This is a genomic window from Arthrobacter sp. SE2 (genome assembly GCF_058244265.1).
The window spans coordinates 53,242-77,758 of record NZ_JBZAYA010000007.1; the positions used below are offsets into that span (position 1 = coordinate 53,242).

Annotated in this window: 22 protein-coding genes; 5 read left to right on the top strand and 17 right to left on the bottom strand. The window is 65.2% G+C overall.

Annotated elements, in window-relative coordinates:
- Nucleotides 1–6 precede the first annotated feature (6 nt).
- Nucleotides 7–1,437, bottom strand: a complete 1,431-nt coding sequence (locus AC4CS3_RS11555; RefSeq protein ID WP_490783587.1) for a gamma-aminobutyraldehyde dehydrogenase — start codon at nt 1,435–1,437, stop codon at nt 7–9.
- A 144-nt stretch (nt 1,438–1,581) separates the two neighbouring features.
- On the opposite strand from AC4CS3_RS11555, the gene AC4CS3_RS11560 reads away from it, so the two are divergent.
- Nucleotides 1,582–3,024, top strand: a complete 1,443-nt coding sequence (locus AC4CS3_RS11560) for a PucR family transcriptional regulator (protein ID WP_490783588.1) — start codon at nt 1,582–1,584, stop codon at nt 3,022–3,024.
- 56 nt (nt 3,025–3,080) lie between these two features.
- On the opposite strand, the gene AC4CS3_RS11565 is transcribed toward AC4CS3_RS11560, so the two are convergent.
- From AC4CS3_RS11565 to AC4CS3_RS11575, 3 genes are all read right to left on the bottom strand, one after another.
- Nucleotides 3,081–5,213 (bottom strand): hypothetical protein, encoded by a 2,133-nt coding sequence (locus AC4CS3_RS11565; RefSeq protein WP_490783589.1) that lies wholly within the window; start codon nt 5,211–5,213, stop codon nt 3,081–3,083.
- Complete coding sequence (locus tag AC4CS3_RS11570) at nt 5,210–5,374, bottom strand: hypothetical protein (RefSeq protein WP_236812416.1); 165 nt, start codon at nt 5,372–5,374, stop codon at nt 5,210–5,212. The genes AC4CS3_RS11565 and AC4CS3_RS11570 overlap by 4 nt, the downstream gene beginning before the upstream one ends.
- A gap of 85 nt (nt 5,375–5,459) precedes the next feature.
- Nucleotides 5,460–5,582, bottom strand: a complete 123-nt coding sequence (locus AC4CS3_RS11575; protein WP_490783590.1) for a hypothetical protein — start codon at nt 5,580–5,582, stop codon at nt 5,460–5,462.
- 204 nt (nt 5,583–5,786) lie between these two features.
- Between AC4CS3_RS11575 and AC4CS3_RS11580 the strand changes: the two genes are divergently transcribed.
- Both AC4CS3_RS11580 and AC4CS3_RS11585 read left to right on the top strand, forming a co-directional pair.
- On the top strand, nt 5,787–7,052 hold the full coding sequence (locus AC4CS3_RS11580; protein WP_490783591.1) for an MFS transporter: 1,266 nt from the start codon (nt 5,787–5,789) through the stop codon (nt 7,050–7,052).
- The gene (locus AC4CS3_RS11585; protein ID WP_441413622.1) at nt 7,049–7,729 is read left to right on the top strand and encodes a FadR/GntR family transcriptional regulator; all 681 of its coding nucleotides are present in this window, start codon (nt 7,049–7,051) and stop codon (nt 7,727–7,729) included. Before AC4CS3_RS11580 ends, AC4CS3_RS11585 begins: the two co-directional genes overlap by 4 nt.
- A 75-nt stretch (nt 7,730–7,804) precedes the next feature.
- On the opposite strand, the gene AC4CS3_RS11590 is transcribed toward AC4CS3_RS11585, so the two are convergent.
- From AC4CS3_RS11590 to AC4CS3_RS11645, 12 genes are all read right to left on the bottom strand, one after another.
- Nucleotides 7,805–9,184 (bottom strand): MBL fold metallo-hydrolase, encoded by a 1,380-nt coding sequence (locus tag AC4CS3_RS11590; RefSeq protein WP_490783592.1) that lies wholly within the window; start codon nt 9,182–9,184, stop codon nt 7,805–7,807.
- Nucleotides 9,185–9,279: 95 nt separating this feature from the next.
- Entirely contained in the window at nt 9,280–10,746 is a 1,467-nt protein-coding gene (locus AC4CS3_RS11595) for an FAD-dependent oxidoreductase (protein ID WP_490783593.1), read from the bottom strand.
- A 30-nt stretch (nt 10,747–10,776) separates the two neighbouring features.
- Nucleotides 10,777–12,033 (bottom strand): uroporphyrinogen-III C-methyltransferase, encoded by a 1,257-nt coding sequence (gene cobA / locus AC4CS3_RS11600; protein ID WP_490783594.1) that lies wholly within the window; start codon nt 12,031–12,033, stop codon nt 10,777–10,779.
- Nucleotides 12,034–12,118: 85 nt separating this feature from the next.
- Nucleotides 12,119–13,153, bottom strand: a complete 1,035-nt coding sequence (locus tag AC4CS3_RS11605; protein WP_490783595.1) for an LLM class flavin-dependent oxidoreductase — start codon at nt 13,151–13,153, stop codon at nt 12,119–12,121.
- A 35-nt stretch (nt 13,154–13,188) separates the two neighbouring features.
- A complete protein-coding gene (locus AC4CS3_RS11610) occupies nt 13,189–14,151 on the bottom strand; it encodes an ABC transporter permease (RefSeq protein ID WP_490783596.1) in 963 nt (320 codons plus the stop codon).
- The gene (locus tag AC4CS3_RS11615; protein ID WP_234748948.1) at nt 14,141–14,878 is read right to left on the bottom strand and encodes an ABC transporter ATP-binding protein; all 738 of its coding nucleotides are present in this window, start codon (nt 14,876–14,878) and stop codon (nt 14,141–14,143) included. Before AC4CS3_RS11615 ends, AC4CS3_RS11610 begins: the two co-directional genes overlap by 11 nt.
- Nucleotides 14,879–15,002: 124 nt before the next feature.
- Nucleotides 15,003–16,175: an ABC transporter substrate-binding protein gene (locus AC4CS3_RS11620; RefSeq protein ID WP_490783597.1), complete on the bottom strand. Its 1,173-nt coding sequence runs from the start codon at nt 16,173–16,175 to the stop codon at nt 15,003–15,005.
- Nucleotides 16,176–16,448: 273 nt separating this feature from the next.
- Complete coding sequence (locus AC4CS3_RS11625; RefSeq protein WP_490783598.1) at nt 16,449–17,876, bottom strand: sulfate adenylyltransferase subunit 1; 1,428 nt, start codon at nt 17,874–17,876, stop codon at nt 16,449–16,451.
- Nucleotides 17,876–18,862, bottom strand: a complete 987-nt coding sequence (gene cysD, locus AC4CS3_RS11630) for a sulfate adenylyltransferase subunit CysD (RefSeq protein WP_490783599.1) — start codon at nt 18,860–18,862, stop codon at nt 17,876–17,878. The genes AC4CS3_RS11625 and cysD overlap by 1 nt, the downstream gene beginning before the upstream one ends.
- Nucleotides 18,859–19,575, bottom strand: a complete 717-nt coding sequence (locus AC4CS3_RS11635; protein WP_441413613.1) for a phosphoadenylyl-sulfate reductase — start codon at nt 19,573–19,575, stop codon at nt 18,859–18,861. The genes cysD and AC4CS3_RS11635 overlap by 4 nt, the downstream gene beginning before the upstream one ends.
- Entirely contained in the window at nt 19,572–21,317 is a 1,746-nt protein-coding gene (locus AC4CS3_RS11640; RefSeq protein ID WP_490783600.1) for a nitrite/sulfite reductase, read from the bottom strand. The genes AC4CS3_RS11635 and AC4CS3_RS11640 overlap by 4 nt, the downstream gene beginning before the upstream one ends.
- A 132-nt stretch (nt 21,318–21,449) precedes the next feature.
- A complete protein-coding gene (locus tag AC4CS3_RS11645) occupies nt 21,450–22,148 on the bottom strand; it encodes a sirohydrochlorin chelatase (protein ID WP_490783601.1) in 699 nt (232 codons plus the stop codon).
- A 63-nt stretch (nt 22,149–22,211) separates the two neighbouring features.
- On the opposite strand from AC4CS3_RS11645, the gene AC4CS3_RS11650 reads away from it, so the two are divergent.
- Nucleotides 22,212–22,883 carry a trimeric intracellular cation channel family protein gene (locus AC4CS3_RS11650; protein ID WP_490783602.1) on the top strand — a complete coding sequence of 224 codons (672 nt, stop codon included), beginning with the start codon at nt 22,212–22,214 and terminating at the stop codon, nt 22,881–22,883.
- Between the two features lie 13 nt (nt 22,884–22,896).
- Nucleotides 22,897–23,322 carry a hypothetical protein gene (locus tag AC4CS3_RS11655; RefSeq protein WP_234748940.1) on the top strand — a complete coding sequence of 142 codons (426 nt, stop codon included), beginning with the start codon at nt 22,897–22,899 and terminating at the stop codon, nt 23,320–23,322.
- A 75-nt stretch (nt 23,323–23,397) separates the two neighbouring features.
- Here the strand turns inward: AC4CS3_RS11655 and AC4CS3_RS11660 are convergent, their stop codons facing one another.
- Nucleotides 23,398–24,159, bottom strand: a complete 762-nt coding sequence (locus AC4CS3_RS11660; RefSeq protein ID WP_490783603.1) for an endonuclease domain-containing protein — start codon at nt 24,157–24,159, stop codon at nt 23,398–23,400.
- Between the last annotated feature and the right edge of the window lie 358 nt (nt 24,160–24,517).

Sequence of the window (24,517 nt, forward strand, 5' to 3'; positions counted from 1 at the left end):
TGGGGATTAGGCATCAAGGGCGGACATGACGTGCTTGATGCGCGTGTAGTCCTCGACGCCGTACATGGACAGGTCCTTGCCGTAACCGGACTGCTTGAAGCCGCCGTGGGGCATCTCAGCGGTCAGCAGGATGTGGGTGTTGATCCAGACCGCGCCGAAGTCCAGGTCGCGGCTCATCCGCATGGCGGTGCCGTGGTCCGTGGTCCAAACGCTGGATGCCAGGGCGTATTCGACGTCGTTGGCCAGCTCGAGTGCCTCGGCTTCGGTGGTGAACTTCTGGACGGTGATGACGGGTCCGAAGGTTTCCTTCTGGACGACGTCGTCGCTCTGCTTGGCGCCGGTGATGATGGTGGGCTCGAAGAAGAAGCCCTTGTCACCCGCGCGGTGGCCGCCGGTTTCGATCTTGCAGTTGGCCGGCAGGTGCTCCACCACCGAGTTCACGGCGTTGAAGTGGTTCACGTTGTTGAGCGGGCCGAAGTAGTTTTCCTCGTCGTTCTGCGAACCGGTGTGCAGCGTCTTGGTGTGCTCCACCATGGCGGCAACCATGTCGTCGTGGATGGAGTCTTCGATCAGCACGCGGGTGATGGCCGTGCAGTCCTGGCCGGCGTTGAAGAAGGCGAATTCGGCAATGGCCGCTGCGCTCTTCTTGATGTCGGCATCCTTGAAGACGATGGCCGGGGCTTTGCCGCCGAGCTCCAGGTGGGCGCGCTTGAGTCCCTTGGCCGCCCCACTCGCGACGGCAATACCGGCACGTACGGAACCGGTGATCGAGACGAGGCCCGGGACCTTGTGTTCGACCATCATGGAGCCGGTGGCCCCGTTGCCGAGGACCACGTTGAGGACGCCGGCCGGGAAGATCTCCCCCGCCAGGCGGGCCAGGACCAAGGTGGATTCCGGAGTGGTGTCGGAGGGCTTGAGAACAACAGTGTTGCCTGCGGCGAGGGCGGGGCCGATCTTCCAGATGCCCATGAGGAACGGGTAGTTCCACGGTGCAACCTGGGCCACGACGCCGATCGGTTCGCGGCGGACGTACGAGGTATGGCCCTCGAAGTACTCGCCAGCGGACTTGCCTTCCATGATGCGCGCAGCCCCGGCGAAGAAGCGGAGCTGGTCTGCACCAGCGGCAACTTCCTCTGATGCGATGAGGGCGCGGACCTGGCCGGTGTTGCGGTGCTGTGCCTCAACGAGCTCGTCGCTGTGGGCCTCGATGGCATCAGCGAGCTTGAGCAGCATGAGCTGGCGCTGGCCGGGCGTGACGTGCTTCCAGGACTTGAAGGCTTCCTTCGCCGCGTTCATGGCAGCATCGACGTCGGCCGCCGTAGAGATAGGCGCATGAGCGACAATCTCCCCGTTGGTGGGGTTCACGATGTCGAGCAGTTCGGTGCCTGCCGGCGTGACGAACTCGCCGTTGATGAAGTTCTGCAAGGTTTGGACCACGGTGTACAACCTCTTTCGGTGTCTAGGCATTGGTTGCAGCTGCTCCGAGCCTATGCCAGCACCCCGCAGCGCGGAATAGTCAGGTGCACACCCCGACCACCTCGACTTAGTGCGAATGACCAGTGCCGGGATATCCTTTTTGGCATGGCAATGTCACTCGCCGCGCTCGTCGCCGTCCCCTCTCTTCGGCTCCGTAAAGCCGGCCTCGCGGAAACCACCTGGAACGAAGATATCCGCTGGGTGGCCGTGACCGAGCAGGAGGATCCCCAACGCTTCCTCAATGGCGGTGAGCTGATCCTGACCACCGGGCTCAGGCTCAATGGAGCCGCGGAACAGCGCCGCTTTGTGCGTCAGGTCCAGCGCGCGGGAGCAGTCGGCATAGGCTTCGGCACCGGGCTGACCCACGAGGCCGTGCCTCCTGCCCTCATTGCGGAAGCGAACCGCTGGGGCCTGCCCCTCGTGGAAGTACCGTACGAGACCCCCTTCATCGCCATCGGCAAACTCGTCGCCGATTCCCAATCCGCTGACCACTATTCCAAGCTGGAACGCCTCATCGCCGGCCACCAGATCCTTGCCCGGGCCCTGCTGACCGGTGGCGGGCTCGGCGAATTGCTTAAGCAGTTGGGCAGCATGCTCCGGACCGACATCGCGCTCACGCAGTTCAGCGCCCAGCTCTACAACAGCGTGGCCGGCAACCCCGCACCGACGGCTGACGACTGGGCGTCCTTCCCCATCCCGACAGGCCGCCGCGACGCCTGCACCCTATGGATCAAGCAGCCCTTCGGCGACACCGGGATTGTCAGTTATGCGCAAAACCTGATCAGCGTGGAACTCAACAACATGGTCAAGCAGCGCCAGAGCCAGCGGGCCTTGGCGGGCCAGGTGCTGGACGACGTCATCCACGGAACGCTGGACACGGTGGAGGGCGCCCGCCGCCTGGCCGGCGTCGGAATCAACAGCACACGCAAGAACGTGGTGCTGCTGGTGGTCTCCGCAGCCCACCACAAACAACTCGGCAGCACCTCGCTGCCGCAATCGCTCGACGGCGGGGTGACCGCCGTCGTCGGGAAGGACCTGGTGACGGTAGTGCCCGACGACGGCAGTTCCGCGAGCGCGCTCGCGAAGGACCTCAGTGATCACCTTCTGGAGGCGGGGATCCATGCGGTGATCGGGATCGGCGGCGCGTACACCAAGCCGAACGGCGTGCGCTGGAGCTACTTCGAAGCGCGCGACGCCGTGGCCCACGGCCTGCCCGTCAACGAACCGGAGCGGCTCAGCCTGACCTCGCTGTTGCTCGCGAGCGAGGATGTGCCGTTGGCCGATATGGCCAGCGAGGCCCTTACTCCCCTGCGCAAGTTCGACGCCGCGCACGGCTCGGAGCTCGTTTCGACCCTGGAAAGCTACCTCAACCACAATGGTTCAGTGGCCGCCGTCGCAGAAGCCCTGACCCTGCACCGCAATACGGTACGCTACCGCTTGGCGCAAATCACGGACCTCACCGGCTACGACCCTGCCCAGACGCCGGACCGGGTGCAGTTGTGGCTTGCCCTGGCGGTGCAACGGCTGGGAGCGCGCAACCCGCGCTGAGGGTTCTTCGCGGCCCGGCTGCGCCCGGAGGATCCGTAGCCGGACCGCGACGGGGCCTAGCGGAAGATGTCGGCGGCAACACCCATGATGATCCTGTCCCCCGGGGTCGACTTTTGCAGGAAGTCCACAACTGCCCAATCGTCCAGCGAGATGCACCCGGCGGTAGGCACTTTGTTTTCGTGCAGGAAGATGGCAAATCCGGCGTCTTGGACGATCTGAGAATCAGGGGGACGGTTGTAGTTGATGACGGCGCCTTGCCGGTAATCATGCTGCGGGCGTGTAGCGAAATACCACATGTTCTCGTCATAACCCACCCACGAGCTGGATTCGAAGTACGTGTTGTAGTTCCCGGTCCATGGATTTCCACCCCAGCGCGAACCGGGGTTAAGCGTGCGGTACGGAAGGGCCGTCCCCGGATTACCCAGGCCGAATGCCTCCGTGACAGAGAACGAGCCGGTGGGCGAGTAGTTGTAGCGGGTGGGACCCGAGGGAACTCCGGGTGGCTTGAACCCACTGGCGCCCACAAAACCGCTCGTGGTCCACTCCGCCACGTACGTTCCTGCCACCCGCTTGCAGTACGCAACTCCGGCGAAGGACTGCCCATAGGCGGCGGTATATACCAAGGTGACGTGGTTGGCGTTTCCAGAGGAGTATTTCACTCTGCCGTCGTTCAACCCCGTGCACTCACTTTGCCTGTAGTCGCGGGTAGCGGCCGGCGTCCACGTCAGGAACCCGCCCTGGAAAGCTTGGACACATTCACCGTTGACGCACGTCTCAGGCGTCGCCGGATAGCCGAGGTAACTCAGATGCCAGCCCATTTGTTCGTACTTGGCTTTGATGGCTCCCCGAACAGGCTGTGCCCCTGTGGCCGACGACCAGAAGATGAGGCCGCCTTGAAACCACTCGTAGCACCCGCCGTCGCGCTGGCCGCACACCTCGCCCCCCAAGGGGTAGCCAAGGTAGCCGCCTGTCAGTCCGCCCATGTTGTCGTACTGGGAACGGATGCCGCCGTTGACGCCATTCGCCCCGGTCTGCGGCGACCAGTAGATGACGCCGCTTTGGAACTGCTGAAGGCAACCGGATGCTGGCTGGCCGCAGATTTCGTCGGAAACAGGATAGCCAAACCGTCCGTTTTCGAAGCCCGCACTGGCCCACGCAGAGCGAATGCCGCCGTGGCTTGTCCGTGCCCCGCTGGCCGGTGACCAGATGACGGCTCCGTGCTGATACATCTGGTAACAGCCACTGGCCTTGAGTCCGCAGGTCTCGCGGGTTGTCGGATACCCCAGCCAGCCAGATTCAGCTCCGGCCGCAGCATACGCTGCGCCGATAGCCCCTGGTGTCCACACTCCGGCCGCTCCCGACGCCGAGCTCCACAGAATTCTCAGATTCCCGAAGCTCTGCTGGCACCCGGAGTTCACCAGATCGCATAGTTCCGGGCTCGTGGGGTACCCCGCTTGGGCGTAGCCACCATACAAGCGGAACAGGGAGTCGCCGATGCCACCCTTGGTCCAGACAGTCTGAGGACCGCCGACGGGGCTCCACGTGATATCCAAACCACTGGAGAACTTCTGATAGCAGCCATTGCTATCGCATTTTTCCTCGCCGAGGGGATAGCCGAACGCGGAAAGCTGTCCGCTTGCGTGCCACTGGGGCCCCGTCTTTCCTGCCGCGAGCAGCACAGCGTGAGCACCAGTGAGCGCCGTGGAATAGATTCGTCCGCCGGCAAACAACTGAACGCAAATGAGATCCTGGTCGCACGATTCGTCCGCTGTAGCGGCCCCCAAAGGTCCCGCCGCACCGCCCAATAGCTGCCATTTGGCCGCGATCGCTCCTGCAGGAACGATGTCGACGGCGGTCGGAGCGAGGTTCGGCGGGGCCGCGGGCGCTACGTCCCGGGTCGGAGCGGGCGCGGGCACCGAGGAGGGCGCCGTTGGAGCCGTCCCCGGCGGAGCCGTCGTCGCCGGCATCCCCGTCGGTTCCTGAACCGGGGCCGTGCCGTTGCTCGGCTGAGGGGCGGGGGTCTCGGAAGGTGCGGGAGACGTGGAAACGGCGGGAGACGTCGTCGGAGACTCCACTGCTGGGAGAGCGACGGCGGTTGCCGCCGTGGGCGCGAGCCCGGCCGCGACAACGGCGGTCAGGACAAACGATGCTAAGACACGGATAGCCCGGGTGGCGCTGTTTCCCGTCACTTTGAGACCACCGCATCACACGTGGAGCCGGCAGGTGCCGCCTGGGCGACTTCTGCTGCGCGGACTTCCGTGCTGGCGCCGGCAGCGACTTCCTTCTCGATCATCGCGTGCCCGGCCACGCTGCTTGTCGTTCCCACGGCGATCGCGATCGTGTACTTCACGGACGCCGTTCCGGTGTTGTGCAGCGTCCCGGAGAAAGACCAGGTGCCGTGAGCGTCGGCCGCACATTGCACATTCTTCAGCGCATCAGTGACGAGAGAGTCCGGCGCGGAGACGCTCGGCGTGGGCGACGGCGGCGAAGGAGTCGTCGCGGGCGCTGAAGGTGGTGCGGCGGCGCTCGGAGGTGGTGCTGACGACGGCGTGCCGCAAGCGCCAAGAGTAAAAATTCCGACGGCAGCGAGCACGACAGTAAAGGGCCAGTTCTGCATTCTTCCCCCAAAAAATGTTCATAACCTGCCCAGAACCGTGTTCCTGGCCAGCAACAGTTGCGAGACTACCAGCGCCCGGACTTCAACCGGGAGATTTCCACCACAAAACTTCCCGCGCCAAACATCAAACGTCTAACCTTTAAGGATGGCCTCAACTCACCCGACTCCCCATGCAACGGAAGCAACGACTGTGCCCACCAGCGGCGGTACGGTAGCGCCGAAATCCCGGGTGGTCGGCGTCGTCGGGATCATCGCCGTCATCTTGATCGGCCTTAACCTGCGCGCAGGCATTACGAGCGCGGCGGCGCTGTTCCACGATCTGCAGGCATTCCTCGGATACGGGGCGCTTGTCGCGTCGATTCTTCCGTCCATCCCCTTGCTGTGCTTCGCCGTGGCAGGACTGGGAACCTCGTGGCTGTCTCGCCGGATCGGCGTCGAGAAGTCGATCTTCGTGGCGCTGGCCATGCTGGCGGCCGGGCTCCTGGTCCGCAGCGTCCCCGCGACCGGCGCCCTCCTCGCCGGAACAGTGCTGGCGATGTCCGGCCTGGCGGTGTGCAACGTGGCCATGCCTTCATACATCCGCGAGCACTATGCAAGCAAGACCTCCCTGATGACCGGCCTTTACACGTTCACGATGTCCGGCGGTGCCACCTTCGCCGCCGCAGTCAGCGTCCCCTTGGCCCAGCAACTGGGCTCGCCGTCGATGGGACTGGCGGCGTGGGGCCTCCTTGGCGTCGCCGCACTTCTTGGTTTCCTCCCGATGGTCCTCCACACCCATAGCACTTCACGGAAGGCCAACCAGGAGCGCGTATCCATGTGGCCCCTCCTGCGCACCCGGTTGGGATTCCTCATCACTTCCATCTTCACGTTGCAGGCCCTCCTGGCGTATGCCGTGATGAGTTGGTTTGCCTACATCCTGACAACCCAAGGACTGAGCGCCTCCGAGAGCGGCCTGCAGTTCGGACTCATGCAGCTGGTTTCGGTGGCCGCCGGCATGATCCTCCTGGCCATTGGCTCGCGACCTGGCATGATGCGGCCGGCTCTGTACCTGGGTAGCGGGACCACCCTTCTGGCGATCCCCGCGATGCTGTTGCTCCCGACGTCGTTCGCCTCGGTTCCCGCCGTAATGTTCGGTTTCGGCCTGGGCATCTTCCCGTTGGTCCTGGTGATCATCAGCCGCAGCGGGCGTACGACGGCGGGGACCACCGCCATGTCCACCGTCGCCCAGTCCGTGGGGTACTTGATCGCGGCGTTGGGACCGTTCGGCATGGGCCTGCTCCACAGTGCCACCGGAGCTTGGACCCTCCCGCTCTCGCTCCTTGCCGTGGCAGCCCTGGCCCTCATGGTCACCTGCCACCAGCTGACCAGCAAGCGCACGCCGATCAACGCCGGACCAAGGCCCGTGGCATGAGCCTGACACCTTCGCACCGGCCCGCCTTGGCCGAGGAAGTCACCAGGCAACTGCGCGGCATGATCCAGTCCGGAGAGTGGCCGCTGCAGGAGAAGATTCCGGCCGAGCCGGAACTCATGGCCTCGCTCGGAGTCTCGCGCGGAACACTCCGTGAAGCCATCAAAGCCTTGGCGCACAGCGGCATGTTGGAGGTCCGCCGCGGTGACGGCACCTATGTCAGGGCCACGAGCGAGATCTCCGGCGCAGCCCAACGCATGTACAAGGAACATACGCAGGAGCACGTAGTCGAGGTCCGGGTGGGGCTCGACACCCAGGCCGCCCGACTGGCCACGAAGCATGCCACGGCCGAGGACATCGCCGCCATGCGGGCCCTTCTCCAACTACGCCACGACGCGTGGCTCGCCGCCGACTACCCTGCCTGGGCCCGAGCCGATTGGGATTTCCACGAACGGGTGGCGCTGGCTTCGGGCAACCCGTTGCTGCACCAGTTGTATGTGTCCTTCGGCGGGGTCTTCCACGACGATCTCCTGCGCCAACAACGCAAGGCCGGCTTCAACGGCATCCCGCACGAAGGTCACGACGAGCTCGCCGACGCCATCGAGGCACGCGACGAGGCCGCCGCCGTCGCGAGCGTGTACCGCAACCTGGACTTCGCCGCGGAATGGATCAACAGCTGACGCTCGCTCACCTATGACCGACTTTTGAGCAACGCCCGCTCACCTATGACCGGCTTTTGAGCAACGCCCGCTCACTTAGACCGGAGCGGCGCGCGTCAACTCAACACCGGCATCGGCTGCCTCGCGGAAGAGTGCGTCGATGAGCACCACTTCGCGGCCGGCACGATGCAGCAGGCTTGCGGCGACGCTGGCCCGGTAGCCGGAGGTGCAATGCACCCAGATCCTGGAGTCCGGCAGTTCGTCCAGCCGGAGCAAAAGCTCGTGCAGTGGAACGTTCGCCGCGCCTTGGACGTGGGAGGCGGAAAATTCCTCGGTTCGGCGCACGTCCAGCACCGTCTCACCGGGGGTTCGGTCGCGCACCAGCCCCAACCAGTCGGTGACCAGGTACTGCACCAAGGACGCGCCTGGCGCCAGAGCCCCAATATCCTCGCCGACGGCGGCATCCGGGGAGTCGAATCCGATCCTTGCGAGATCGCGGATGGCCTTTTCGACGTCGTCACGGTCGCCCAGCAGGGTCAGCGGCTGATTCCATGGCAGAACCCAACCGAGGTAGCTTGTGAAGCTCGATCCCGTCCCGTATTCAAAGGCCACGCTGCCGCGCAGGTGGCTCGCCGCGAAGGCGACCCGGTTGCGCAGGTCCACCACCCACTCCCCTGCCTCGAGCCTGCGCTCCAGTTCCGCGGATTCCAGAGATTCCGGCACGTCGAGCATCGCTGGGCCCGGGCCCAGAGCGTTGAGTGGACTCATGTGCGCGTAGTAGCTCGGATAGGCCGTGATATTCGCCAGGAGGTGCCTGACAAAGTGGTCTTCGTCCGGGTCGGTGAGCGCATGGTTGGTGGCGGCCTGCTCCCCGATCGTCGATGCGGGGATCCTGCTCGCGGGACCGATGGAGCAGAACGAACCGAAGCCATGGGTGGGGTACAGGATCGCGTCCGGTGCTGCCTCAGCCACGAGCCGCCGGACCGAGGCGTACTGATCATGGGCCAGCCCGGCGGTGTCCTCCGCGGTAATCAAATCAGTCCTGCCCACAGAACCGTAGAGCAGGCTGCCACCAGAGAACACGGCTTGCCGGACGCCAGTGCCGGCTTCAGGGTCCGAAACGACATAGGCCAGGTGCGTGTGCGTGTGCCCGGGGGTCGCTATGGCTTTGACGGAGAGTCTGCCTACGTTGAAGGTCTCCCCCGGGACAACGGGCTCACGCTCAAACGTCACGTTGTCCTCGGCATTCACCAAGTAGCGGGCGTTGTGGTCACGGGCAAGGATGCGGCCACCCGTGAGGTAGTCGTTGTGGAGATGGGTCTCAGCGATATGCGTGATGGTCACACCGGCGTTTCGTGCTGCCGTTTCGACGCGGTCGGTATCACGCTGCGGGTCGATCACGAGCGCCAGCGTGCCGTCGTGAACGAGGTAGCTGCGGTCCCCCAATTGGGTCGTTTCGACGACGACGACGTCCATGCGGAGAGTCTAACCCCGATAAAGAACAACGCGGGGTCACTTAGCGCCCATTCCGATGCTCCGGATGGGCGCTAAGTGACCCCGCGTCTTAGAACCTAGACCTGTGCCGCCACGCCGTCGCGGGAAATGTCCACCATGTCCTCACGCGGTACAACCTTGATGCGTTCGCGCTTGACCTCGACGCCGTGCGAGGTGCCGGCCTCGGAAGCGGCGGCGCCCAAAGCAAGCTCGTGGGCGTCCAGGGCCAGCCAGCCTTCCCAGCTGGTGAACTTCACGCCGCGGGCGTCCAGGAGCTCGACGACGGCGTCCGCCTCGGGAACTGCGGCGACCGGCAGGTTTTCGCGGTCTTCGAGGAGGTACGTGACCGTCTCCAGGGCGTCGCCCTTGGTGTGGCCGATCAGGCCGACGGGGCCGCGTTTGATCCAACCCGTGGAGTACAAGCCAGGAACGTGCGCGCCGGAAGCGTCAAGCACGCGGCCGCCGTCGTTCGCGACGACCCCGCGCCGGTGGTCGAACTCTACGTCCGGCAGTGCGGAACCGAAGTAGCCGATCGCACGGTATACGGCCTGGACCGGGTAGTCCACGATCTCGCCGGTACCGCGTGCGTTGCCGGTGCCGTCCAGCTCGGTGCGCTCGAACTTGATCGCGGCAACCTTGCCCGGGGTCTCTGCGGAGTCCACGATCTCCACCGGGCTGTGCAGGAAGTGCAGGTGCAGCCGGCGGGAGGCCTTGAGCTCGGAGAGGTCCTCGGGCTGCTCGGCGATCCAGTTGGTGAGGGTGCCCACCATGGTCTTGGTCTGGTTGTTCGTCTGGATCTGGCGGTCCGACTCTTCGTCGAACTCGAAGTCCTCGGCGTAGAGGATGATGTCCACGTCCTTGGAGTGGGACAGTTCGCGGAGCTCCAGCGGGGTGAACTTCACCTGTGCGGGACCGCGACGGCCGAAGACGTGCACGTCCGTGACCGGGGAAGCCTTGAGTCCGGCGTAGACGTTGTCCGGGATTTCGGTGACCAGCAGGTCGTCGGCGTGCTTGGAGAGGACCCGGGCAACGTCGAGCGCCACGTTGCCGTTGCCGAGCACGGCCACGGAGGTGGCGTCGAGCGGCCATTCGCGGGAAACGTCGGGGTGGCCGTCGTACCAGGAGACGAAGTCGGCGCCGCCGAAGGAGCCTTCCAGCTCGATGCCGGGGATGTTCAGGTCCGCGTCCTTGATGGCGCCGGTGGCGAAGATGACGGCGTCGTAGTGCGTGCGCAGGTCTTCGATGGAGATGTCCGTGCCGTAGTCGACGTTGCCGAAGAAGCGGATGTCGCCGCGGTCCAGGACCTTGTGCAGGGCGTTCACGATGCCCTTGATGCGGGGGTGGTCCGGGGCAACGCCGTAGCGGATCAGGCCGTAGGGGGCCGGGTAGCGGTCGAAGAGGTCGATGCTGACCGTCAGCTCGCCGCTCTTGACGGCCTCGCTCTTGGTCAGGATGTCAGCTGCGTAGACGCCGGCCGGGCCGGAGCCGACGACGGCGACGCGCAGCGGACGTGCGGCGGTTCCTACGGTGGTGCTAGATGACACGGCTGTGTTCCTTTTCAGTGTGCTGAGGGGCTAAGGGGTAACGACGCGGGGCTTGTTGGGGGTCAGGGTGCTGTAATCAGCGGTCTTGAAATGTTCGGGGGCAAACGGGCTGACACGGACGACATCGCCGATCACAATCACTGCGGGATTTGCGACGCCGGTGGCCTCGGCTTGGTCTGCAATCGTTGCCAAAGTGCCGATCGTGACGCGCTGTTCGGGCATGTAGCCGTTCTCTACGATACCTACTGGCGTGTCCAAGGGCATTCCGGATTCCGCGAGGGCAGCGGCGGATTCGCGGAGTTTGGCGACGCCCATGAGCAGGATCACGGTGTGGTCAGGCCGCGCCGGGACTTCGGACAGTTCCTCGTGGCCGGTCACCACGCTGAAGCCCTTCGCAAGTCCGCGGTGCGTCACGGGAATGCCTGCTGCCGCCGGTACGGAGATCGCCGACGTGACACCGGGAACCACTTCAACCTCGACGCCGTTCTGCCGGCAGAATTCTGCTTCCTCGCCGCCGCGGCCCAGGACGTAGGGGTCGCCGCCTTTGAGTCGGACCACACGGTGGCCGGCCAGGGCTTCCTCCACCAGGATCCGGTTGATCTCCAGTTGCGGCACGGGGTGGTGGCCGGGAGTCTTCCCGACTTCGATCACGCGGACGTCCGGAGCAAGTTCCTGCAGCAAGTCGCGCGGTCCGAGTCGGTCCGCGACGACGACGTCGGCCTGGCCCAGCAGGCGACGGCCGCGAACGGTGATGAGGCCAGAGTCACCGGGCCCGCCACCCACGAGGGCGACGCTTCCGATCGAGGCACGACGACGGCGGAGCGGCAGGTCTCCCGTCTCAAGTGCGGTGGCAACTGCGTCGCGCAACGCCATCGCACGGCGGGGGTCTCCCCCGGCATTGATGGCGATTTTGACGTCGTCCACAACGGCGACGGCGGGGGTCCAGGCAGCCGAGGCTTCGTGGTCCGAGGCATTGACGCACCAGATGCGCTGCGCCTCGGCGTCGGCGGCTACCTGGGCGTCCACCGCGGCAACGCCGGTAGCCGTCTGGACGAACCACACACCGTCGACGTCGGAGGAAAGGTAAGTGCGCGGCTCCCAGGTGAGCAGCCCGGAGGCGGCGAGTTCGCGGAGCGCGTCAGAGGCAAGCGGCGCCACCACGGTCACCCGGGCTCCGGCGTCGAGCAGTCCCTTGGCGCGTCGCGCGGCCACGGGTCCGCCGCCTACCACCAGCACCGGGCGGCCAAGCAGCCGCAGGGCTGTGGGGTAGATGTCCTGTATTGCCATGAAAAAACTGTAGGGCCGGGCCGTAACATGCTTCAAAGGTCCGGAAACACCAGTTCACGCTAGGTAACCCGGCGTCACATTACGCCTAAGCGCCGGGCGCCTCCCAGCCGATCGCCGGAGCCACGTACGTGGCGATGTTGCCCAGCAGCTTGATGTTGTATTCCGCCCCGAGTTGGTTGGGCACAGTGATGAGTACCGTGTCCGCAGCCTGTACCGCGGCATCCTGCGCGAGTTCCTCGGCCAAGGCATCGGGTGGGCCGACGTAGCTCTTGCCGAACCGCGACAAGGCACCGTCGAGCATGCCGACTTGGTCGCGGTTATCCACCTGCGCACGGAGCCCGAAATAGTGTTCGTCCTCGGCGTCAACCACGGGAATGATGCTGCGGCTGACCGAAACGCGCGGCTCAAAACCGTGTCCTGCGGCTGCCCAAGCCTCGCGGAACATGCTGATCTGTTCGGCCTGGAGCTGATCGAAGGGAACCCCGGTGTCCTCGGTGAGCAGCGTGGAGCTCATCAGGTTCATGCCTTGTTCCGCGGCCCAGACCGCGGTCTTGCGGGTGCCGGCGCCCCACCAGATGCGCTGCGGCAGCCCGGGCGACGTTGGCTGGATCGGCAGGAGGCCACGCCCGCCGCCCATGAAGGAAGGATCGGCTTCGGCCACTCCATGGCCTGCGATGGCATGCCTGAATACGGCGGTGTGGCGGCGGGCCATCGCGGCGTCGTCCTCACCCTCGGCCGGCGCGTAGCCGAAGTACCGGGCGCCGTGCAGGGCCGGCTCGGGTGAACCACGGCTGATGCCCAACTGGAGCCTGCCTTGGCTGATGAGGTCCGTGGCCGCGGCTTCTTCGGCCATGTACAGCGGGTTTTCGTATCGCATGTCGATCACGCCCGTGCCCATTTCGATCCGGTTGGTCCGGGCCGCGATAGCCGCCAACAAGGGGAACGGCGAGGCCTGCTGGCGCGCAAAGTGGTGCACGCGGAAGAAGGCTCCGTTGATGCCGAGTTCCTCGGCCGCAACCGCAAGGTCGATCCCTTGGAGCAAGGCGTCGCCGGCCGAAGGAGTGCGCGAGCCTTGGACGGGTCCCCAATGGCCGAAGGAAAGAAAACCGATTCGTTTCATGCCCGCATCAACCACCGGGTGGGCCCGGGAATTCCTTAGCGCGTGCTCCCCGCCAGCAGGCCGCGGCGCAGGAGGAGTCGGCGCTCAATCGGGGCGAACACGACGAGCTCGATCAGGATGCCCACAAACAGGATCGCGAGGATCGCGGACATGACCGTGGCCATGTCCGACAAGGTGCGGCCCTGGTCCAGGAGCGAACCGAGTCCGAAGCCGATGGTGCCACCGACTGCGATGATTTCGGCGGCCATGAGCGAACGCCAGGAGAACGCCCAGCCCTGCTTGAGGCCGCCCAGGTAGCCGGGAAGGGCCGCCGGCAGGACGATCTGCAAGGCCATCTGCAGTCGCGAGGCCCCGAGGACCTTGCCGACGCTCCGGTATTGCGGCGGAATCTGGTCGACGCCGGAAATCAGCCCGTTGATGATGGACGGGATGGCACCCATGAGGACGACGAAGTAAACAGTGCCGTCCGAGAGCCCGAACCAGATGATCGCCGCCGGAACCCAGGCCACCGACGGCAGCACCTGGAGCCCGGAGATGAGCGGGCCGAAGGCACGGCGCAGCGGCTGCACCTGTGCCAGGAGCAGGCCCACCGGGGTAGCCACCGCGACGCTGATGAGGAAGCCGATGACCCCGCGCTGAAGTGATGTCCAAATGGCTTCCTGGGCTTTGCCTTCGGCCCAGAGGGCACCGAACTGTCCTAGGACGTCAAGCGGCCCGGGAACCTGGTCGCGACGCTTGAAACCGAGGGAGACGTAGAACTGCCATGCCAGGATGAGGACCAGGAGCGCCGCAATAGGGAGGATGACCCGGGTCCAGTCGATGCGCGCCCTGCGGTGGGCGTCCGACTGCAGCTTGTCCAGGCCGGCCTCGAGATCCCGGAGTTCGTCCGGGTTTCCCTTTAGGGACGGCGAGGTGATGTGGCGGGACTGCGGAGCTTGCTCGGCAATTTCCCCTTCGGCCCTTTCCCCTGCAGGGAGCGTTTCTTGTTCAATTGGCATGGCGGCGGATCTCCTCGCGCAGGCGGCGGGTAATGGTTCCGGTCAGCTCCCCGGCACGGCCGGCGTCGGTCCGGTGTTCCTCGGTGACGTTCCACTCGGCCACGACCCGTCCCGGACGGGAGGACAGCAGCAGGACCCGCTGGCCGAGCCTGACGGCTTCGCGCACGTTGTGCGTCACGAACACGATGGTGCGGCCCGTTTCCTTCCAGATCCGCTCGAGCTCGTCGTGTAGAAGGTCGCGGGTGATGGCGTCGAGGGCAGCGAACGGTTCGTCCATGAGCAACAGCTGCCGGTCCTGGGCCAAAGCGCGGGCCAGGGCGACGCGTTGCCGCATGCCGCCGGAGAGCTCGTGCGGGCGTTTGTCCCCCGCGCCACCCAAATGGACGAGGTCCAACAGCTCGCCCGCACGGGCAGCACGGGACGCTTTGCTCAGGCTGCCGGACTTGTCGGCGAGTTTCAGCGCGAGTTCGATGTTGCCGCGGGCAGTGAGCCACGGAAACAGCGCTGAATCCTGGAACATGAAGGCGGCACCGTCGCTGGGCACCTCCAGGGCGCCCGACGTCGGCTGGTCCAGCCCCGCGAGGATGTTCAGCAGGGTGGACTTGCCGCAGCCGGACGCACCCAGCAGGGCGACGAACTCGCCTTGCTGGATGGTGGCGTTGACGTCGTCCAGCACCGGGGCGCCGTCGCCGAAGCGTTTACCCAGGTGTTCCAGTACGACTGGCATGGTCCCGTCCTTCGTTCGTTGCTTGCTTGCTTCGTTGGTGAATGTGCGCCCAACTGACTCGCAGTTGTTGTCGTTATGAGGCCTCAAAACGACAACTATTGCGAGCCAGTTGGGTTTTGGCGGTTCAGTCTTGGCCCAGTCCTGCGGCCGAGGTCTTCTGCCCGGTCACGCTGTTGAGGGCGCGGAGGTCGAAGATGCCGTTGATGTCGGCCGGTTTCGTGATGCCGGCGTCGACCCCGTCCTGGAGCAGCTTCTTGTAGGTTCCCGCGAGCGGGTCCACAGTGAAGGTGATGTTCTTCAGGGAGCGGTCGATGACGTCGGCCGGGAGCGTGCTGCCCGCGGTCGCCTTCAGTGCGGCGTTGATGGCGGTGGCCTTGTCGGCGGCCGAAGCGGTGTTAAGCCAGTTGACCGAGGCTTCGTGGCCCTGGAGCAGTGCGGTCACGGTCTGCGGGTGTTCGACGGCGAACTTCTTGCTCACGATCAGGATCGTGGTGGGGAACTGGCCCGGCTTTCCTGTGATGGACCCGTCCCAGAGGTCCTTCTCATCCACGAGGACCTTGCCTCCGGCCTGGACCACCAGACGTGAGGCCCAAGGCTCGGGCAGCCACGCGCCGTCGAGCTTTCCGTCCTGGAAGAGCTTGAGGGTCTGGGCGTTGTCGGTCGGGTTGATGGCGACGTCGCCTCCGCCGCTCGGGTTGGTCTTCAGGCCCTGCTTGCCCAGCCAGGCGCGCAGCGCCACGTCCTGGGTGCCTCCGAGCTGCGGCGAGGCGAGGGTCTTGCCCTTGAGGTCCGCGGCGCTGTTGATGCCGGGCTTGACCACCAACTGGGCTCCGCCGGAAGCCGCGCCGGCGATGATGCTGATCGAGGCGCCCTTGCTCTGGACGAAGGAGTTGATGGCCGGGTTGGGGCCAAGGTACGCGGCGTCGATCGCTCCGGCGTTCAGGGCCTCGACCGCGGCCGGTCCGGCGTTGAAGATCTGGGTGGTGAGCTTGGTGCTGCCCAGCTTGCTGGCGATGATGCCCTTGCTGACGCCTACCAGCGCGGGGGCGTGGGTGACGTTGCCGAAGTAGCCGAGCCGGAGTTCCGCGGCGGGCGTCGTTGCCGCTGAGGCCTGGGTTTCGTTGTTCTTCGCCACAACCGACGCGACGGCGGCGCCGGCACCGATCAGCAGGACGAGTCCGACGGCGATTGCGATCTCGAGCGTGCGGCGGCGCTTGGGCTTGTTGCTCTCGCCGGCGACGATGCGCGTGGTTCCCGGGTTCGAGGCGGGCGGCGTGGGTTCTGGGGTGTTTGACATGTTGATCCTTGGAGTGCGTGAAGGGGCTGGGCGTTTATCAGGCCCTGCGACATCGCCCCGGGAGGGCAGACAAGGACCAATCCGATGAGGTCATGGATTCACCATAGGGACTGTCATATTTGCCGTTCAATGACCCGGAAACCCGGGGTCACGCACGTTCATCCGGCGTCACAATTGGGATGACTCCAACGCAAAAAAACCGCAGCTTGTTTCCCGTCCCGGACCTTGAAGGCGGGGTTTGGGAAACAAGCTGCGGTTCCAGTCACAGGAACGTCAGATGACGTAACGTTCGTCCTCGTGGTCGCCCGGGTGGTCCTTCACCAGGCCGGCGGCCAGGGTGTTGCCGTCCACGGGGTCGATCACCAGGAACGCGCCCGTGCGGCGGTGGTGCAGGTAGTTCTCCAACGGCAACGGCGCGGCCAGTCGAAGCTGGGCGTTGCCGATGTCGTTCAGCTCAAGGCTGGAGGCCGCCTCCACGTTGAACGTGGCCAGGTCCAGCTTGCCCGTCACATTGCGGACGAGCGCCTGGACGGTCCGGGTCCCGTGCTTCACGAGCACCTTGGCACCTTCGCGCAGCGGCTTGGGCGAAAGCCAGCACAGCGCCGCGTACAGGTCGGCCGAGCTCTCGCGCACCGTCCCTGCTGCGGCAATCGTGTCACCGCGGGCGATGTCGATTTCATCTGCCAGGCGGATCGCCACCGACTGCGGAGCAGTAGCCTCAGCCAGCTCAATGCCGGCGAAGTCGATCCCCGTCACGGTGGTGATGCGGGGCTCGTGGCCCGGGCTCAGGACGGTTACCTTGTCGCCGAGCTTCACGGTTCCTTCCGTGATCTGGCCGGCGTAGGCACGGTAGTCGCGGTACGCTCCGACGTCGAGCCCTGCGGCGACAGCGTCGGGAGCCAGCGCGCCCTGCGGCCGGATGACCAGCTGGACCGGGAAGCGGAAGCTTTCCAGGTGGCTTTCGAGCTCGTCGGCGGCCGGAAGGGTTTCAAGGACCTCGAGCAGGGCCGGGCCGCTGTACCAAGGGGTGCGGTCGGAGCGGTCCACGACGTTGTCGCCGTCGAGCGCTGACACCGGGATGACGAAAAGATCGGAAATCCCGCCTGTGTCTGAATCTTCACGGCCCAAGCCAAGCTCGCGGGCAACCTTCTGAACGTCTGTCTCGATCTCGCGGAAGACGGACTCGCTGAAGTCCACGAGGTCGATCTTGTTCACGGCGACGATCACGTGCGCCACGCGGAGCAACTGCAGCACTGACAGGTGGCGGCGGGTCTGCTCCAGGACTCCCTTTCGGGCGTCAATGAGTACGACGACGGCATCCGCAGTGGACGCGCCCGTCACCGTGTTCTTGGTGTACTGCACGTGGCCGGGGCAGTCCGCGAGGATGAAGCTCCGGCGGTCGGTGGCGAAGTAGCGGTAGGCGACATCGATCGTGATGCCCTGTTCCCGCTCGGCACGAAGGCCGTCGGTCAGGAGGGCGAGGTCGATCGCCTGGCTGCCGGTGGCGCCGGCTCCGCCGAAGCCACGGTCCGCTGAGGTGCGGGCGACGGCGTCGAGCTGGTCCGCGAGGATCGCCTTGGAATCGTGCAGCAGGCGGCCTACCAAGGTGGACTTGCCGTCGTCGACGGATCCAGCCGTGGCGAAGCGGAACAGCGTTGATTCGCGCAGGCCGGTCTCCAGGAGTGAAGTCTCAGTGCTCATTAGAAGTAGCCGTCCTTCTTGCGGTCTTCCATGGCTGCCTCGGAGATGCGGTCATCTGCACGGGTGGCGCCACGTTCGGTGAGTGTGGATGCGGCAACTTCTAGGACAACAGCAGCGACGTCGGTCGCGTCCGAAAGTACCGCCCCGGTGCAGGACATGTCGCCCACCGTGCGGTAGCGGACGAGCTTCGTAATGACTTCCTCGTGGGGTTTCGGCATGGAAACCTCGCCGACCGCACGCCACATGCCATCGCGTTCGTAAACCTCGCGCTCGTGGGCGTAGTACAGGCCGGGCAGCTCAATGCCTTCGCGTTCGATGTAACGCCAGACGTCCAGCTCGGTCCAGTTGCTGATGGGGAACGCGCGGACGTGTTGGCCCACGGTGTGGCGGCCGTTGTACAGGTTCCACAATTCGGGGCGCTGGTTGCGGGGATCCCACTGGCCGAATTCGTCGCGCAGGCTCAGGATGCGTTCCTTGGCACGGGCCTTGTCCTCGTCGCGACGTCCGCCGCCGAAAACGGCGTCGAACTTGTTGCGCTGGATTGCATCCAGCAGCGGCACGGTCTGCAGCGGGTTGCGGGTACCGTCGGCACGCTCGGCAAGTTCGCCACGGTCGATGAACTCCTGCACGGAGCCCACCACGAGCTTGAGGCCCAGGCGCTCCACCGTGCGGTCACGGAAATCGATGACCTCGGGGAAGTTGTGGCCGGTGTCCACGTGCAGCACAGGGAACGGCACCTTGCCCGGCCAGAACGCCTTCGTGGCCAGGTGCAGCATCACCACGGAGTCTTTGCCACCGGAGAACAGCAGCGCAGGCTTCTCGAACTCGGCAACAACCTCGCGGATGATATGGATTGCCTCGGACTCCAACGTGTCGAGTGAGGAAAGGCGCTCAGAGCGCAGAGCCGGAGCGGCAGTCGGCGTCTCAGCAGCGTCGGTTTCCAGCACAGACAACTCCAGGTCCTCGTTGGTGATTTGGGTACTCATACGTGTAGTCCGCATTCTGTCTTGTCGGTTCCTGCCCAGCGGCCGGAGCGGGGGTCCGCTCCCGGGGCCACTTTGCGGGTGCAGGGCTGGCATCCGATGGACGGGTAGCCCTGGCTCAGGAGGGGGTTGACGGGAAGGATGTTGTCTTCGGAGTACTGGACCAGCTGGTCAAAGCTCCAGTCGGCCATCGGGTTGACCTTGACCAGGCCGTTGGTCTCGTCCCACGTGATCAGCGGGGTGTTGGTCCGGGTGGGGGCCTCGTCGCGGCGGACTCCGGTGAACCAGACTTCGTAGCCGGCGAGGGTCCGGCGCAGCGGCTGGACCTTGCGGAGCGCGCAGCACTGGGCGGCGTCGCGGGCGAACAGATCCTTGCCGAGAAGCCGGTCCTGCTGCTCCACGGTGTTTTCCGGGAGCACGTCCACGATGTTCACGCGCAGGTTCGCGGCGACCTCGTCGCGTGTGGCGTGGGTTTCCGGGAAGTGGTAGCCGGTCTCCAGGAAGAGGACGTCGACGCCGGGAAACTGGTCCGCGACGAGGGCAGGCAGCACGGCGTCGGCCATGGAGCAGGCGACGGCGACAGCGGGCAGTTCGAAGTTGCGGGCCACCCAGGCGATGACGTCGCGGGCGGGCGCGTTCCAGCCGAGCTCTGCGGCACCGGCTTCGGCGAGGGCCTTGAGTTCGTCGTGGGAGCGGAGCTCGGTTGTGGTGGTCACTGGAGATCTCCTTCATCTGCGGCGTGTGCCCATTCGGCGAAGGTCTGGCCTTCGGTGCGGTCGGCCACGAACTTCCGGACCACCCGCTCTACGTAATCGGGCAGGTCCTCGACGTAAACCTTGAGGCCGCGCACGGTGCGTCCGAGGCCAGCTTCTTCGCGGTCGGACGAAGCCAGCCCGCCGCCCAAGTGGACCTGGAAACCCGGGGTGGGGTCGCCGTCGGGCGTTGGCAGCATCATGCCCTTGAGCCCGATGTCCGCAGTCTGGATGCGGGCGCAGGAGTTGGGGCAGCCGTTGATGTGCAGGGACAGTGCCTGGGGCAACTGGCCGCTGTCCGCGAGATCGGCCAGGCGGCGTTCCAGTTCGGCGACGGCGGTGGCTGCCGTGACCTTGGTTTCCACGATAGCGAGCTTGCAGAATTCGATGCCGGTGCAGGCGATGGTGCCGCGGCGGAACACGGACGGGCGGGCGGAGAGGCCCAAGGTGTCCAGATCGGCGACGAGCGGTTCCACCTGCTCTTTGGCGACGTCGAGCACAACAATCTTCTGGTGCGGGGTAGTGCGCAGGCGGAACGAGCCGCGGGCTTCGAGGGTGTCAGCCAGCTTCACGAGCTGGCTGCCCGAGAGGCGACCGGCCAAGGGCGTGGCACCGATGAAGAACTTGCCGTCCTTCTGCTCGTGGATGCCGACGTGGTCGCCGGGTGTTGAAGGCTTGGGGGCTGCGGGGCCGTCGGCGAGCTTGAAGCCGAGGTATTCGTCTTCAAGGATCTGGCGGAACTTCTCGGGACCCCAGTCCGCCAGGAGGAACTTCAGGCGTGCCTTGGTCCGCATGCGGCGGTAACCGTAGTCGCGGAAGATGCTGGTGACGCCGAGCCATACTTCGGCGGCCTCCTCGGGCTTCACGAACGCACCGAGCCGCTTGGCGAGCATCGGATTGGTGGAAAGCGCGCCGCCTACCCAGAGGTCATAGCCGACGCCGAGTTCGGGGTGGACCATGCCGACCAGGCCGAAGTCGTTGATCTCATGGACAACGTCCTGCGAGGGGTGGCCGGTGATGGCGGTCTTGTATTTGCGCGGCAGGTTGGCGAGCTCGGGGTCGCCGATGAAGCGCTCTGCGAGTTCGTGGATCAGCGGCGTGGGGTCGATGATCTCGTCCTTGGCGATGCCGGCGACCGGGGAGCCAAGGATGACACGCGGGACGTCGCCGCAAGCCTCGGTGGTGGACAGGCCGACGGATTCGAGGCGGCGCCAGATTTCCGGCACGTCCTCCACGCGGATCCAGTGCAGCTGGATGTTCTGGCGGTCGGTCAGGTCGGCGCTGCCGCGGGCGAAGTCCACGGAGATCTGGCCGATGACGCGCAGCTGCTCGGTGGTGAGCGCGCCGCCGTCGATCCTCACGCGGAGCATGAAGTACTTGTCCTCAAGCTCGTGCGGCTCAAGCGTGGCGGTCTTGCCGCCGTCGATACCGGGCTTGCGCTGGGTGTACAGGCCCCACCAGCGGAAGCGACCGTGCAGGTCCGTGCCGTCGATCGAGTCGAAGCCGTGCTTGGAGTAGACAGACTCGATACGCTCGCGAACGTTGAGCCCGTTGTCTTCCTGCTTCCAGGTTTCGTTGGCGTTGAGCGGCGCGGTACCGTCGACTTTCCACTGGCCGTGGGGTTTCGCGGCAGGACGGGCGGTGCGGGCCGGGCGCTTGGGTGCAGCCTCGTCCGCAGACGCTCCGGCTAGAGCTGTATCAGTCATGCATCGACTGTAGGGCTGGCCAGATTTCTCCAACAACGACGCAGAAACGAAGAGTCACCTAGGGAAATATTTCGTCACGAACCGCCGTCGGGCCTTGTTCACCTGGCCGCGCTGTGCATTCGAAAATCCCGCTTAGGCGCTCGCGGCAACCACTGCGTCGTAGCGTTCCAGGGCGATCTTCGCGAGCACCGGAGAAGGCAGCAGCGGTGCCGTCACGACGTCGGCCCCGGCTTTGGACAGCTGGTCGTGGAAGTAGCCCGTGGCCAGCAGATACGAGGACACCACCACCCGGCCGCCGTCTCCGGTGACTTCAGAGCGCAAGGCCGCGACGCCGTCGGGCACGTTCGGTTCGGCACTGGCGCCATAGGCGACGCGCACCTTGTTGGGAAGCAGCTCGGCGAGCTGGCGCGCCTGCTCTTCCGAATCGACGGAACCGTCCGGCAGCGATGAGCCCGCGGCGGCGAGCAGGACGCCGTCGTCGTCGCCCAGGCCCGAGTCGCGCAACCGTGCGGCGAGCAACTCTGCGAGCCGCGGATCCGGCCCCAGCGGCGGCGCCGCGGACACCTCCGGGCGGGACTTGATCGCCTCGGGGATGTCCACCTTGACGTGGTAGCCGGTACTGAGCAGCAAAGGAACGACGACGGCGGGCGTGCCTTCCGGGAGGCCGGCCACCACGCCGCCCAACTCGGGCTCCTGGACATCCACGTAGGCCTCGACAACGGTCAGGCCGGGCCGGAGCGCCTCAATCTCGGCCATGACCTGGCGGATCGCGGCCTGCCCTTCGACGTTCCGGGTTCCGTGGGCGCACGCGATCAAGACAGGGCTGTTCATGCGTGCAAGCGTAACGTTGGGCGAGCATGATCGCCCGTCTGTGAACGAAGAATGGAGCTGCATTTGTTCACTTTTGACCTTGCGCTGGTATGGCTGGATCTGGCCGGCGTCTTCTTTTTCGCCGTGTCCGGATCCTTGCTCGCGGCCAAGAAGCAGTTCGACATCATCGGCTCTCTGCTGTTGGCTTCATTGGTTTCCCTGGGCGGCGGTGTCATCCGCGACATCGTCATCAACGCCGGCCCGCCCGCGGCGTTCACCAACCCGGTGTATCTGCTTCCGCCTCTGTTGGCCGCGGTTCTGGTGTACTTCCTGTTTTCGAGCATCCAGCGCTTCACGTCCCTTCTGACCCTGTTCGACGCCGGCGGGCTGGCTTTGTTCTGCATCACGGGGACGCTCAAGGCACTGGCCGCCGGGATGAATCCGGTGGCTGCGATCCTGTTGGGAGTCACTACGGCCGTGGGCGGCGGCTTGCTCCGCGACATCACGGCCAACGAAATTCCCACGCTCTTCAATGCCCGGGACCTCTACGCCCTGCCCGCCTTCACGGGGGCCGCCCTAACGGCCTTGCTCTGGAACATCGGAACCTTCAACGGGGTCACAGCAGGGGTCATTGCCGCCTGGGTTTTCGCCTTCCGGGTGGTGGCTTGGCGTTGGGGTTGGCGGGTGCCTTTGGCGGTCCGGGGATGGCACCGCGCCGGGGTCTCCCCGGGCGCCGATTCACGTGGCCGCGATTAGCTAGGATGGGAGCATGACTGACATGTTCCTCGAGAAATTCCGCGCGCTTGTACCGAAGTATCTCGAGGACGAATGGCAGGAAGAAGATGGGCTGTCCGCCGCTGAGCTGGACGAGGCCCTGTCCGCCCACACGTTCACCATTCCCATGGTGCTGCGCGAGTTCTACCTCGCCCTCGGTGGCTGTGAGGACCTCATGGAGGCCTACCACTACTTCTGGGACCCCGAAGAGCTCGAAGTGGACGACGAAGGCTTCCTCATGTTCCTGGAGGACGAGGAAGAGCAGTTCACCTGGGGCTTCCGCGTAGGCGACCTCGGCGTGCCGGATCCCATCGTGTGGCGCCGCAACAACGCCCGCGGCCAGTGGAAATCAGAAGAAGGCACCTTCTCCGAGTTCGTGTTCGACATGTTCGACTGGGCTTTCAGCGACGAAGAAGACTGAGGGCTTTTGGGGGCTGCCTGAGCTTTCTCCCCACCTTTGGGCTGAGTCTTCGTGCCGACCCCCTGGCTTCCGGGGCTACACGATCTGCGAATAGTCGTATCTGAGAACCAAAAAGCCTTTCACCATTCCCGCGTTGTTGCGCCGCCTGTCCTTCTTGACCTGCCGAGGCTGCAAGTGGCTCTCGCCGTCGACCTCGACGATCAGCTTTCCCTCTAGCAAGAAGTCCACAATGCCGATTCCGGGCAATTCGACCTGCGTCTCGGTGTGGATTCCTGCCTGCCGGAAAAGTATCCGCGCCACGACCTCGATCGGAGAGTCTGCCGAACCGTCGACCAGTGTGAGCACCCTCCGGGCCGCCCCGTTCCGGTTGCCCGGCAGCCTCTCCCGGAGGTAATTAAGATTGGTCCGGCCTTGGAGGAGGGCACTTTCCGCCATGATGGCCGCCTCAATATCAGGCAGGCAGCGGAGGGAATGCAGCAGCGTGTCTGTCAGGCTCGCCACGGGACGGATCTGCCGGGTCTCCACGACTGACTCACGGTGGACCACGAAATCCCGGGCCTTGCCGTGCCTGCACAGCAAATGGAGGATCCGGGGTTCATGCAAAACCCAGATGCCATGGTGCCGGGCCCCGGATGCGCAGGTGAGCAGGCCGTTTGCGCTGAGGGCCGCGACGATGTCCTCCTGGGCAACGGGCAAGGCCAGCACACCCCGGCGTCGCCGCACGATCTCGCCTCCAGCCACCGCTGTTCGGATGGCACGGTCGGAGAAGCCAGCCTGCTTCAGGGTGGAGGTTCTCGCAGCGGAGCCTGCGTATTTCAGGAAGCCAACGAGGTCCATAAACCAACTTCAACAGTGCGGTGTTGGCGCTGAAAGGCCAGAGTTTCCCTATGTGGACAACTCCCAGGCGCCGAAACTCCCCGGCTTTGAGCGAGCTCCCGTGATTCCGTCCCCGAGAATCCGGGCCTTGGGGGTCCAGAGGTCCGTCAAAAGTGGGGAATTTACGACGCGAATTTCCCGACAAACTCCAAAAAACCCTTTGACCGGGAAAGTTGCACCCGTGACAAAGTTGTCATATGCTGTAACCGGATTCACTAAATGCCTCCGGTGAGTCTGATGCGAACGGAGATTATGGTCCCGGTTCGTTGCAGCGCGTGACTCGTAGCGTTGCAAGGAACCGGGGCCATTGCATTTAAGC